The organism is Pseudomonas sp. Con_6 (assembly GCF_059379395.1).
The window spans coordinates 515,159-528,278 of sequence record NZ_CM182011.1 but is presented as its reverse complement, the minus strand read 5'-3'; the positions used below and the strand labels follow the sequence as shown (position 1 = coordinate 528,278).

Here is a 13,120-nt window from a genome sequence, read left to right as displayed (position 1 = left end):
GAGCATCGCCATGGAGACCCTCTGGTCCAACCTGCAACGATATGGCCAGCCCGTCCTGCGCTGGCTCAAGCCCGGCCTGCCACTCATGCTGGCTGGGGCCCTGGTCCTGGCCATGATCGCCATCTGGTGGCTCGGCCCCCGCTGGACCCTGGCCGACTACCGACCGCTCGCAAGCCTGGTGGCACGGGTCCTGGCCACGCTCGTGGTACTGGTCATCCCGCTGCTGGGCTGGGCGCTTCATCTGCGCCGCCGCACCCGGCTGCTGGAGGCAGAGCGCAAGCACGACAAGGAAGTACAAGACGACCTCTGCCTGCGCTACATCGAAGCCCAGGAGCGCGACCTCGACCGCAACCTCGCGCTGCTCCAGGCCAACCTCAAGGGTCGCAATGCCCTGTACCAGATCCCCTGGTACCTGGTACTGGGGCAGGAAAACTCAGGCAAGACCAGCTTCGTCAACCGCTCCAACCAGAGCTTTTCCCTGAGCGGCGAAATGAAGGCCGGCAACTGGCGCCACGACGACGATCCAGACCGGCTCTACACGATCGACTGGTGCATCGGCGACCAGGCGGTACTGATCGACCCTCCCGGTGAACTCATCAGCCAGCCCAGTGCAGCAGGCGGTGCACAGCAGCCGGTCACGGGCGGCTTGCCGCAAGACCTGCACCCGCGCCTGTGGGCCGGCTTCGTCAGCTGGCTGGGTCGCAATCGCAGCCGCCGGCCGCTGAACGGTGTGGTCCTGATGGTCAGCCTGGTGACCCTGCTGAACCAGAAACCCAGTGACCGCAAGGCCCTGGCCGTGCTGCTGCGGGCACGGCTGATCGAGCTCAGCCGCGAGCTGGGCACCCGTCCACCGCTCTATGTGGTGCTCAGCAAGTTCGATCTGCTCGAAGGTTTCGAGCCCCTGTTTGCCCGGCTGCCCAGGTCGGCACGGGAGGATATCCTCGGTTTCAACTTCAGCCTGGATTCACTCAAGGACTACGATGCCTGGCTCGATGAGCTGGGCGCGCGCTACGACGGGTTCCTGGTCCGCCTGAACGAGCATGTCTTCGACGCCATGGCCCAGGCCGGCGAAACCGAGCAGCGGGAAGCCCTGTACTCGCTGGCACGGCAACTGTCCGGCCTGCGTCCGGTGTTGCTGGACTTCCTCGCCGATGTGATGGGCAGCGACCGCTTCGTCACCCCGTCCCTGCCACGCGGCGTGTTCTTCTCCTCGGTGTACCAGCAAGGCGTGCTCAACAACGCCTTCGTGGCCTCGGCGGCGCAGGGCTACAGCCTGCGCGAACCGGCCAACAAGATGCATCCCAGCGGACGCTCCGTCGTCTACTTTGCCCAGCAACTGTTCCAGCGCATCATCTACCCCGAATCTGGCCTGGCCGGCGACAACCCGCGGGTGCTGATACAGAAGAAACACGCCCTGGCCCTGCATTTCGGCATCGCCTCCCTGGGCAGCGCGCTGATCATCGGCGGCTGGTACCACTACTACACCGTCAACCGCGACAAGGCCTTGAGCGTCATGGAGCGCAGCCGCGACTTCAGCGCCAGCGCCATCGACGGCACCCTCGACCCCAGCGCCGGCAACCTCCTGCAACCGCTGGACCAGATCAGCAATGCCGTCGCCGTCTATGGCAACTACCGCAATGCCTGGCCGGTGCTGGCCAACATGGGCCTGTACCAGGGCCGGGCGATAGGTCCGAAGGTCGACGAAGCCTATCTGTCCCTGCTTTCGCAACGCTTCCTGCCGGCCCTGGCCAGCGGCGTGATGGAGTCGCTGGACGGCTCCGACCTGGACGGCGACGCCCAGCTCGCGGCCCTGCGGGTCTACCGGATGATCGAAGACCGCCCCAACCGCCGTGTGCCGGTGGTCGAGGACTGGATGGCGGCGTATTGGCAACGGGCGTTCCCTGGCGAGGACGGCACCCAGAGCGCGCTGATGCGCCACCTGCAATACGCCATGCGCTACGTCGATACGCAGTTGCCGCAGTACCAGGAGCGGGTTGCCGTGGTCCAGCGGCATCTGCAGCAGATTCCCCTGCCGGAGCGGGTGTACATGACCCTGCGCCAGGAGGCCGGGGCCGCGCAACGCTCGCCGCTGGACCTGCGCAACGAAATCGGCCCGGCCTTCGATATCGTCTACCAGAGCGAAGGGCCGGCCTCCGATGGCCGTATCGATGCCTTGCTGACCGCCAGCGGCTACCGCAGCTACTTCGCCCGCCATGGCGACGACCTTACCGAGCTGGCCATGATCGACCAGTGGGCGCTGGGCGAACGCAACGGCATCGACTATTCGCAAGCCGACAAGGCCATTCTCGCCACCCGGATCCAGGCGATCTATAGCCGCGCCTACGTCGACACCTGGCAGCGCAACCTCAGCCAGCTCGAAGTACGCGACTTCAACGATATCGCCGATGCCGTCGGCCTCCTGGGCAGTGTCACCGGTCCCGCTGCGCCATTGCGTCGCTTGCTGGAAACGGTACGCGACAACAGTGAACTTGCCGTCCGGGCCACCCCCGCTATCGGGGACGTCGCCGGAGCCGATCTGCTGGAGAAGGCAGCCGAGCCTGACAAGGACACCCCCCAGACCCCGCTGACCCTGGAGATCGCCCGGGCCTTCGCGCCGCTGAACCAATTGCTGGAGGACCGGGGCGAGCGGGCGTCCTATCTGGAGGAAACCATGCTGGCGATCGGCAGCGTGCAGGACAAGGTACGCGTCGTCCACGACAGCCCCGACCGCAGCAAGGCCGCCCTCGCCCTGATGGTGGAACGCTTCTCCCTGAAAGGCCCCGACCCGATCGCCAACCTGCAGAGGATCGCCGCCGGGCTACCCGAGCCGCTCAACCGCCAGGTCGCCAAGCTGGCCGATGAGTCTTCCCGGGTGATCCTGGTGGAGGCGTTGCGCGAACTGGAGCGGCGCTGGGACCACGACGTCCATCGTTTCTACCGCGAGCGCCTGGCCGGGCGCTATCCCTTCAATCCGGCCAGCCGGGAAGAAACCTCGCTGGAGGATTTCACCGCGTTCTTCGGCCCGCAGGGTCGGTTGCAGCGCTTCCGCGAGCAGTACCTCGACCTGTTCCTCGAAGACAACCTCGAAGCGCTCTACTCCGAGCGACTCGGTGGTTACCTGGTGCGAGCGGACGTGCAGGAGCGCCTGCAGTCTGCCGACCGTATCCGCGACGCCTTCTTCAACAGCCGCGGGCTGCTCGGGGTGCAGTTCTACATCGAGCCGCTGGGGCTGGCGCCGACCAAGCGCAGCAGCTCGATCAGCATCGAAGGGCAACTGGTCACCTACAACCATGGCCCGACCACCAGCACGGCGCTGATCTGGCCCAACACCCTGGCGCCGAACAACGAAAGCCGCATGAGCCTGGTCAATGCGGCCGGCAGCAGCAGCGGCCTGGTCCATCGCGGGCCGTGGTCGCTCTATCGCCTGCTGAGCCAGGCCAGGCTCAACGGCACCACCAGCACCAGCGTGGACCTCAGCTTCGCCGCACCGGACGGCGGCATGCGCTATCGCATCAGTACCGACAAGGCCGACAACCCGTTCACCCAGCCGCTGTTCAAGGGCTTTACCTTGCCGCGGACGCTGTTGCCGGAGGGCGTGTAGAACCTGTTCACCCGCCGCTGACCGCCCGCCGATCCTCCCGCGGACACCGCTGGAACCGCGCCCGGTAGCTCCGGGTGAAATACGAAGGTGAGTCAAAGCCACAGGCGATGCTCACCTCCAGCACGCTCATCTCGGTCTGGCGCAGCAGTTGCCGCGCCTTGTCCAGCCTCAGGCGCAGGTAGAAGCCGCTGGGGGTGTCGTTCAGGTGCAGGCGGAACAGGCGCTCCAGCTGGCGTCGGCTGACCTGCACCGAATCGGCCAGGTCGAGGGTGTTCAGCGGCGTTTCCGTATTCCGTTCCATGGCGCCGATCACCTGCACCAGCTTGCTGTTGCTGATGCCGTAGCGCGAGGCGATCTGCATGCGCTGGTGGTCCTGGCGCGGGCGGATGCGGCCCAGCACGAACTGCTCGGATACCTGGATCGCCAGCTCGGCGCCGTGCGCCTGGCCGATCAGGTCGAGCATCAAATCGATGGAGGCGGTGCCGCCCGCCGAGGTGATGCGCCGGCGGTCCACCTCGAACAGCTCCTGGGTCGCTTCCAGGCGCGGATAGCGTTCCTTGAAGGCCTCCAGCGCTTCCCAGTGCAGGGTCACCCGGTGGCCATCGAGCAGACCGGCCTCGGCCAGGACCAGGGTGCCGGTGTCGATACCGCCCAGCACCACGCCGTCGTGGTCGAGCTTGCGCAACCAGTGCGCCAGCGCCGGGCCGTAGTTCTGCAAGGGTTCGAAGCCGGCCACCACCAGCAGGGTCGCGCCCTTCTCCAGCCCCTCCAGCGGACCATCGGCGTTCACCGACATGCCGTTGCTCGCCAGCACCGCCCCACCGTCCAGGCTCAGCACCCGCCAGCGATACAGCCCGGCGCGAAAGCGGTTGGCCACCCGCAGCGGTTCCAGCGCCGAAATGAAGCCAAGGGCGGAAAAACCGGGCAACAGCAGAAAGTGGAATTCCTGAGGCATGGCGCCGTCTCGCTGAACGGGGAATCAGGGTTAATACTCCGCAGGTCGCCACTGTGCAAGCGCTGGTCGCCAGAGTGCGATTTCATCGGGCCATCCCCGCGTAACTTGAGCACCACGGCTCGCAGAAGCCGCCCCCCATAACAATTAGAACTGCCGTTGGAGGAGCCACCATGCAATCGATCAGTCGTTCGCTTTTGATGCTCGTCGGTACCGCAATCCTCAGCACCAACGTGATGGCCGCAGAACCGGCCGCCTGCAAGAACGTCCGCCTGGGCGTCGTCAACTGGACCGATGTGATGGCCACCAGCGCCATGACCCAGGTTCTGCTCGACGGCCTCGGCTACCAGACCAAACAGACCAGCGCCTCGCAGCAGATCATCTTCGCCGGCATCCGTGACCAGCGCCTGGACCTGTTCCTGGGTTACTGGAACCCGATCATGACCCAGACCATCACCCCGTTCGTCGATGCAGGCCAGGTCAAGGTCCTCGACGCACCGAGCCTGAGCGACGCCCGCGCCACCCTCGCCGTGCCCAAGTACCTGGCAGACAAGGGCTTGAAAACCTTTGCCGACATTCAAAAATTCGAGAAGGAGCTGGGCGGCAAGATCTATGGCATCGAACCGGGCTCCGGCGCCAACACGCAGATCAAGGCGATGATCGCCAAGAACCAGTTCGGCCTGGGCAAGTTCCAGCTGGTGGAGTCCAGCGAGGCCGGCATGCTCGCCGCTGTCGACCGCGCCGTGCGGCGCAAGGAAGCGGTGGTGTTCTTCGGCTGGGCGCCGCATCCGATGAACGTGAACATCGACATGGAATACCTCAGCGGCAGCGAAAACGCCCTCGGCCCGGACGAAGGCCGTGCCACGGTGTGGACGGTGACCGCGCCGGACTACGCCAGCCGTTGCCCGAACGCCAGCCGCCTGCTGGCCAACCTGACCTTCAGCGCCGAGGACGAGAGCCGGATGATGCAGCCGCTGCTCGACCACAAGGACGCACTGGAATCGGCGCGGCAGTGGCTCAAGGACCATCCCGAGGACAAGGCGCGCTGGCTCGAAGGCGTGACCACCTTCGACGGCAAGCCGGCGGCGGACAACCTCAAGCTCACTGCCAACTGATCCACCGCTATCGCTGGCAAGCCAGCTCCCACAGGTCCGGTTTACACAGTCCCCTGTGGGAGCTGGCTTGCCAGCGATGAGGCCCTCCCAGACAACCAAAGAACTCGCGGACACCCCGTCCCGCGCAGCCCCGACACGCCTGAAGGATCCCGCAATGAACCACGACGTCATCATCACCTGCGCCCTCACCGGCGCTGGCGACACCGCCAGCAAGAGCCACTTAGTCCCGGTCACCCCGAAACAGATCGCCGAGGCCGCCGTGGAAGCAGCCAAGGCAGGCGCCACCGTGGTCCACTGCCACGTCCGCGATCCCGAGACCGGCCGCTTCAGCCGCGACGTCAACCTGTACCGCGAGGTGATGGAGCGCATCCGCGAGTCCGACGTCGACATCATCGTCAACCTCACCGCCGGCATGGGCGGCGACCTGGAGATCGGACCGGGCGAGATGCCCATGGAGTTCGGCGCCGGTACCGATCTGATCGGCCCGCTGGAACGCCTGGCCCACGTCGAGGCCCTGCTGCCGGAAATCTGCACCCTGGACTGCGGCACCCTCAACTTCGGCGACGGCAACAGCATCTACGTCTCCACCCCGAGCCAGCTGCGCGCTGGCGCCAAGCGCATCACCGAACTGGGTGTGAAGGCCGAGCTGGAAATCTTCGACACCGGCCACCTGTGGTTCGCCAAGCAGATGATGAAGGAAGGCCTGCTCGACGACCCGCTGTTCCAGCTGTGCCTGGGCATCCCGTGGGGCGCGCCGGCGGACACCACCACCATGAAAGCCATGGTCGACAACCTGCCGCCGAACGTGACCTGGGCCGGCTTCGGCATTGGTCGCATGCAGATGCCGATGGCCGCGCAGGCGGTGCTGCTCGGCGGCAACGTGCGGGTCGGCCTGGAAGACAACCTGTGGCTGGAAAAAGGCGTGCTGGCCAGCAACGGCCAACTGGTGGAACGCGCCGCCGAAATCCTTCACCGCCTTGGCGCCCGGGTCCTCACCCCCGCCGAAGGCCGCGCCAAGATGAACCTGACCCGTCGCTGATCCCCAGGAGAATTTCATGAGCTTCATTACCGACATCAAGACCTTCGCCGCCCTCGGCAGCGGCGTGATCGGCAGCGGCTGGGTCGCCCGCGCCCTGGCCAACGGCCTCGACGTGGTGGCCTGGGACCCCGCGCCCGGCGCCGAAGAAGCCCTGCGCAAGCGTATCGCCAATGCCTGGCCGGCCCTGGAAAAGCAGGGCCTGAAACCCGGTGCATCGCAGTCGCGCCTGCGCTTCGTCACCACCATCGAGGAATGCGTGCGCGACGCCGATTTCATCCAGGAAAGCGCGCCGGAACGCCTTGAGCTGAAGCTCGATCTGCACGGCAAGATCAGCGCTGCGGCCAAACCGAATGCACTGATCGCCTCCAGCACCTCGGGCCTGCTGCCCAGCGAGTTCTACGAGTCGTCCAGCCATCCCGAGCGCTGCGTGGTCGGGCATCCGTTCAACCCGGTGTACCTGCTACCGCTGGTGGAAATCGTCGGCGGACGCAATACCGCGCCGGAGGCGATCGAGGCGGCGAAACAGGTCTACAGCGCGCTGGGCATGCAGCCGCTGCATGTGCGCAAGGAAGTCCCCGGTTTCATCGCCGACCGCCTGCTCGAAGCGCTGTGGCGCGAGGCGCTGCACCTGGTCAACGACGGCGTGGCGACCACTGGCGAGATTGATGACGCGATCCGTTTTGGCGCCGGCCTGCGCTGGTCGTTCATGGGCACCTTCCTCACCTACACCCTGGCGGGCGGCGATGCCGGCATGCGTCACTTCATGGCCCAGTTCGGCCCGGCGCTGCAATTGCCCTGGACTTACCTGCCAGCGCCGGAGTTGACCGAGAAACTGATCGACGCAGTAGTCGACGGTACCAGTGAACAACGCGGCGAACGCAGCATCGCCTCGCTGGAACGCTATCGTGATGACTGCCTGCTGGCGGTGCTGGATGCGGTCAAGAGCACCAAGGCCAAGCATGGCCTGAACTTCAGCGATTGAACGGAGACGCGCGATGCCAGCCTTGCAGACTTACCGCACCCCGTTGATGCCGGACTGGGTGGACTACAACGGGCATCTGCGCGATGCCTTCTACCTGCTGATCTTCAGCTATGCCACCGATGCGTTCATGGAATGCATCGGCCTGGATGGCGACAACCGCGAGGCCACCGGGCATTCGCTGTTCACCCTGGAGTGTCATCTCAACTACCTGCACGAGGTGAAACTGGGCACCGAGGTGACAGTGCGCACGCAGGTGCTTGGGCATGACCGTAAGCGCGTGCACCTCTATCACAGCCTGCATCGGGAAGGGTTCGACGAGGCGTTGGCGGCGAACGAGCAGATGCTGCTGCATGTCGACCTGGCGGGGCCGAAGTCGGCGGCGTTTGCGCCGCAAGTGTTGGAGAGGTTGCAGGGGATCGTGGCGGAGCAGCAGGACTTGCCGGTGCCCGAATATGTTGGGCGGGTCATGAAGTTGCCGGGCTAGTCTTTCGGGCCTCATCGCTGGCTTGCCAGCGATTGGGGCCCGCTCATTTTTCAGCCAGGCAAAAAACAGCCCCGGCAAGCCGTGACGCAGCCGGGGCAAAGAGCGAGCAACTGTACCTGCCAGAAAGGTGGTGACCAAACCGCCCTCAACCTGTGCATGGCCCCAGTGTGCCCACTCCCGCGTCACTCGATTTTGCCGAAAACGACCTGTTCATAGGTAAAGCGGCCATCGCGACAAACTGTCCTTGCCCCGTCTGCCGGGCGCTTCCAGAATCGGTTCGAGACCTTACCTGCCACAAGGACAAACACCATGATGCATGCGGATTTGATTGATCAGGAAGACCTGGTTGGGCACCTGCGGGCCCTGGGTTTCGAGACGCCGTCCGGGGTCAGCGCCGAGCAGGCGTGCGAGCACGCGGTGCGCGGGCTGGATGCGCCACAGGCACGGGCGTTGAAAGGGATGGTGGAGCAGATGTACACCGGGCGGGCGACCATCTTGCCGGCCGTGCGGCAGGCCATTGAAAAGCAGTTGTTGCCTGCTCTGGCCGAGTACAAGGCCACTCATCAGTGAATTGAAGGGCCTCATCGCAGGCTTCGCCAGCGATGAGGCCCTGAGAGACTTTCCGCTTACAACCTCACGCTGGCAAACGTCGACTCGTTCCGCGCCTGACTCAACGCCGTCATCGGCCCGGCCATCGGCGACAGCACCAGCGCCTGCGGAATCGGCATCATCGCCACCTGCTGCGCGGTATTCGAACCCACGCGCTCATCCCGCGGCGGAATGCCGAAGTACTCGCGGTAGCACTTGGAGAAGTGTGGCGTGGAGACGAAGCCACACACCGACGCCACTTCGATGATCGACATCGGCGTCTGCTTCAGCAACTGCCGCGCGCGGATCAGGCGCAGCTTCAGGTAGTAGCGCGACGGCGAGCAGTGCAGGTATTTCTGGAACAACCGCTCCAGTTGCCGGCGCGACACCGACACGTACACCGCCAATTCGTCGAGGTCGATCGGCTCTTCCAGGTTGGCCTCCATCAGCGCGACGATTTCCTGCAGCTTCGGCTGGTTGGTGCCGAGCATGTGCTTGAGCGGCACACGCTGGTGATCCTGTTCGTTGCGGATGCGCTCGTAGACGAACATCTCCGAGATCGCCGCCGATAGCTCGCGGCCATGGTCGCGGCTGATCAGGTGCAACATCATGTCCAGCGGCGCGGTGCCACCGGAGCTGGTGAAGCGGTTACGGTCGAGGGTGAACAGGCGCGTGCTCATGCTCACCCGCGGGAAAGCTTCCTGCATCGCCGCCAGGCATTCCCAGTGGACGCTGCAGTCGAAACCATCGAGCAAGCCGGCACAGGCCAGTGCCCAACTGCCGGTGCACACCGCCCCCAGGCGGCGCGACTGGCGGGCCTGGCTCTGCAGCCAGGTCACGTGTTCGCGGGTAACGGTCCGTTGAATACCGATGCCGCCGCAGACGATCACGGTGTCCATCGGGGGCGCCTTGTGCATCGCCGCGTCCGGGGTGATCTGCAACCCGTCGCTGGCCCACACCTGACCGCCATCCACGCTCAGGGTGTGCCAGCGGTACAGTTCGCGACCGGACAGCTGGTTGGCCATGCGCAGCGGTTCAACCGCCGACGCGAGGGAGATGAGGGTGAAATTGTCCAGCAGCAGGAAGCCGATAGATTGAGGTGTGCGGGCTTGGGATTGGGTCCCGGAGTTGTACGACGTCATCGCGATCTCTCCTCACACAAAGCAGGTTGCGCCCCAGGCGTGGGCTTTTTTTGTTATGGGCCCTGTCGACTCGATTGCAGGGCATGTTGCTTCCTCTCGCAATTGCCGTGCCTGAAATTGAATGCGCATTCAATAAATCCTGAAAGCGACGTCGTGATACGTCTAAGCAGCGGCTTCCAACGACATGAAATCTGCCCGCAAAGGCGCGTGGCAAAGCATGTCCAGATGTGTCGTGAGCAGATCGGTAGCACTGCGAGACAAGATGCCCAGAAGCGACACGTAGGAATGTCACCGCAAGTACTAGGGAATTTGTTACCAGGGAGATGGGAAGCTTGTCGGCCCGCGCGCCAAAAAGCGGCGCGGGCCTATAGGAATGAGCGAAAAGTGCGCAGCGGGATCAGCACTCGATGGCGCTGACGGCGAGGCCGCCGCGGGAGGTTTCCTTGTACTTGTCGTGCATGTCAGCGCCGGTATCGCGCATGGTACGGATCACCCGGTCCAGCGAGATGAAGTGCTCGCCATCGCCGCGCAAGGCCATCTGTGCGGCGTTGATCGCCTTCACCGCAGCAATGGCGTTGCGCTCGATGCACGGCACCTGGACCAGCCCGCCGACCGGGTCGCACGTCAGCCCGAGGTTGTGTTCCAGGCCGATTTCCGCAGCGTTTTCCAGTTGCGCCGGGGTCGCCCCGAGCACTTCGGCCAGGCCCGCCGCCGCCATGGCGCAGGCCGAACCGACCTCGCCCTGACAGCCCACTTCGGCACCGGAGATCGAAGCGTTCTTCTTGCACAGGATGCCTACCGCCGCGGCGCCGAGGAAGAAGTCGACCACACACGCCTCGCTGACCTGGTCGCTGAAGCGCATGTAGTAGTGCAGCACCGCCGGGATGATCCCCGCTGCACCATTGGTCGGTGCGGTGACCATGCGCCCGCCGGCGGCGTTCTCTTCGTTGACCGCCAGGGCATAGAGGTTGACCCACTCCATGGCGCTCAGGGTCGAGCCGATCACATTGGGCTTGTTCAACTCCTGCAGGCTGCGGTGAAGCTTGGCCGCGCGACGTTTCACGTTGAGCCCGCCGGGAAGGATGCCCTCATATTTGAGGCCGTTTTCCACACACTCCTGCATGGCGTTCCACAGCTTCATGAGACCGGCACGAATCTCCGCTTCGCTGCGCCAGACCTTCTCGTTCTCCATCATCAATTGCGACACGCGCATGTCGTTTTGCTTGCAGCGTTCGAGCAGTTCCGCCGCGCTGTTGAAATCGTACGGCAACACCGTGGTGTCGCTGTCCAGCACGCCGCTGGCAGCCTGCGCGGCGTCGACCACGAAGCCGCCGCCGACCGAGTAATAGGTATCGCGGTGCAGCTCGCCTGCGTCGCCTTCGGCAACCAGGGTCATGGCGTTGGGATGGTAGGGCAGGTTCTCGTCGAGCAGGCGCATATCGCGGCTCCAGACGAAGTTCACCGGGAACCGGTTATCCAGCTTCAGGGTGTCTGTTTCGCGCAATTCGTGGATGCGCTGACCAATGCTGGACGGGTCGATGGCATCCGGCCATTCGCCCATCAGGCCCATGATCACCGCATTGTCGCTGCCGTGCCCGACACCGGTGGCGGACAGCGATCCGTACAGGCGCACTTCGATGCGGCGCACCCGCTCCAGCTCGCCGCGCTCACGCAGTCCCTGGACGAAAAGCGCCGCGGCGCGCATGGGCCCGACGGTATGGGAACTGGACGGGCCGACACCGATCTTGAACAGGTCGAACACACTGATGGCCATGGCCACGAACCTCCTGATTGGGCAGGTGCGCGCAACCCGGACACAGGTGCCACAGCTGCTACGCTGACTGAGCGGCAATCCGCCGATTCAGCGCATCATCAGGTTTTTACCGGCACCCCTGCCGTCTGCAACCGACCCACTCTTGTCCAGCAACGCCGCCCTTCGTGGAGGGTCGGAAAGCGCCGTTTTTTGCGGCGCAGTTCACGGGAAAGAGCCCGGACAGGGGCCGATTGATCCATAAACGACCTCACTGGCACTGGATGCGACCCTGCCTGTACTGGTTACGACCCACCCTGTAGGCGTTTGTTTTTCGCTGGTAGATGATCGTTATCGACTCGATTGCACGGCACTCGTCCCGCTGTCGCCCGGCAGCCGGCCCGACCGAATGCAGAGATAAAGCACGGCGGTCCCTGGGACATCCGAAAAAAAACACTCAGGAGTCCATACATGAAAGGTTCACCCTCGTTGTTGATGGCCGCGCTGTTGAGTCTGCCGGTGCTGGCCCAGGCCGCGGAGCCTGAACAGTGCCACACGGTCAACTTCTCGGATGTCGGCTGGACCGACATCACGGTCACCACTGCGGTAACCAGCGTCGTCCTCGAATCCCTCGGCTACAAGACCCGCACCACCATGATTTCCGTACCGGTGACCTACAAGTCGCTGGCCGACGGCAAGAACATGGACGTGTTCCTCGGCAACTGGATGCCGACCATGGAAAACGACATCAAGCAGTACCGCGATGCCGGCAGCGTGGAAACCGTGCGCGCCAACCTGGAGAACGCCAAGTACACCCTGGCGGTACCCAAGGCGCTGTATGACAAGGGCCTCCACGATTTCGCCGATATCGCGAAATTCAAGGATGACCTGGGCGGCAAGATCTACGGCATCGAGCCAGGCAATGACGGCAACCGCACCATCCAGAGCATGATCGACAAGAACGCCTTCGGTCTCAAGGACGCCGGTTTCAAGGTGGTGGAGTCGAGCGAGGCCGGCATGCTTTCGCAGGTCGACCGTGCGGTGAAACGCGGTACTGCAGTGGTCTTCCTCGGCTGGGAACCACACCCGATGAACAAACGCTTCGAGATGAAGTACCTCACTGGCGGTGATGACTACTTCGGTCCCGATTTCGGCAAGGCCACCGTCCTGACCAACACCCGCAAGGGCTACGTCCAGGAATGCAGCAACGTTGGCCAACTGTTGAAGAACCTGTCGTTCACCCTGGACATGGAAAGCAGCCTGATGGGCAACGTCCTCGACGACAAGATGAAGCCCGACGCCGCCGCCAAGGCGTGGCTGAAGAAGAACCCACAGGTGCTCGACACCTGGCTGGCCGGTGTCACCACCGTGGACGGCAAGCCCGGCCTGGAAGCCGCCAAGGCCAAACTCACGCAGTAAGCACGCCCCCGCAGCGGCCACGACCGCTGCGGGGAGTTTCCGAATCCT

General features: G+C 64.4%; 10 protein-coding genes. 7 read left to right on the top strand and 3 right to left on the bottom strand.

Going from position 1 to position 13,120, the window contains the following annotated elements:
* Positions 1-10 precede the first annotated feature (10 nt).
* On the top strand, positions 11-3,601 hold the full coding sequence (gene tssM, locus AC5QPF_RS02395) for a type VI secretion system membrane subunit TssM (RefSeq protein WP_494961860.1): 3,591 nt from the start codon (positions 11-13) through the stop codon (positions 3,599-3,601).
* Positions 3,602-3,608: 7 nt separating this feature from the next.
* Here the strand turns inward: tssM and AC5QPF_RS02390 are convergent, their stop codons facing one another.
* Positions 3,609-4,556, bottom strand: a complete 948-nt coding sequence (locus tag AC5QPF_RS02390; protein ID WP_494961859.1) for a helix-turn-helix domain-containing protein — start codon at positions 4,554-4,556, stop codon at positions 3,609-3,611.
* A 170-nt stretch (positions 4,557-4,726) separates the two neighbouring features.
* On the opposite strand from AC5QPF_RS02390, the gene choX reads away from it, so the two are divergent.
* From choX to AC5QPF_RS02365, 5 genes are all read left to right on the top strand, one after another.
* Positions 4,727-5,668, top strand: a complete 942-nt coding sequence (gene choX, locus AC5QPF_RS02385) for a choline ABC transporter substrate-binding protein (RefSeq protein ID WP_494961858.1) — start codon at positions 4,727-4,729, stop codon at positions 5,666-5,668.
* A gap of 154 nt (positions 5,669-5,822) precedes the next feature.
* A complete protein-coding gene (cdhC, locus tag AC5QPF_RS02380; RefSeq protein ID WP_494961857.1) occupies positions 5,823-6,707 on the top strand; it encodes a 3-dehydrocarnitine:acetyl-CoA trimethylamine transferase CdhC in 885 nt (294 codons plus the stop codon).
* A 16-nt stretch (positions 6,708-6,723) separates the two neighbouring features.
* The gene (locus AC5QPF_RS02375; protein ID WP_494961856.1) at positions 6,724-7,689 is read left to right on the top strand and encodes an L-carnitine dehydrogenase; all 966 of its coding nucleotides are present in this window, start codon (positions 6,724-6,726) and stop codon (positions 7,687-7,689) included.
* 13 nt (positions 7,690-7,702) lie between these two features.
* Positions 7,703-8,173 carry a thioesterase family protein gene (locus AC5QPF_RS02370; RefSeq protein ID WP_494961855.1) on the top strand — a complete coding sequence of 157 codons (471 nt, stop codon included), beginning with the start codon at positions 7,703-7,705 and terminating at the stop codon, positions 8,171-8,173.
* Positions 8,174-8,482: 309 nt separating this feature from the next.
* Entirely contained in the window at positions 8,483-8,743 is a 261-nt protein-coding gene (locus AC5QPF_RS02365) for a hypothetical protein (protein WP_494961854.1), read from the top strand.
* Between the two features lie 56 nt (positions 8,744-8,799).
* Here the strand turns inward: AC5QPF_RS02365 and gbdR are convergent, their stop codons facing one another.
* Positions 8,800-9,903 (bottom strand): choline metabolism transcriptional regulator GbdR, encoded by a 1,104-nt coding sequence (gene gbdR / locus AC5QPF_RS02360; RefSeq protein WP_494961853.1) that lies wholly within the window; start codon positions 9,901-9,903, stop codon positions 8,800-8,802.
* Between the two features lie 397 nt (positions 9,904-10,300).
* Positions 10,301-11,677, bottom strand: coding sequence for an L-serine ammonia-lyase (locus tag AC5QPF_RS02355; RefSeq protein WP_494961852.1), 1,377 nt, complete (start codon positions 11,675-11,677; stop codon positions 10,301-10,303).
* Positions 11,678-12,124: 447 nt separating this feature from the next.
* Between AC5QPF_RS02355 and AC5QPF_RS02350 the strand changes: the two genes are divergently transcribed.
* Positions 12,125-13,072: a choline ABC transporter substrate-binding protein gene (locus tag AC5QPF_RS02350; RefSeq protein WP_494961851.1), complete on the top strand. Its 948-nt coding sequence runs from the start codon at positions 12,125-12,127 to the stop codon at positions 13,070-13,072.
* The last annotated feature ends 48 nt before the right edge of the window (positions 13,073-13,120 follow it).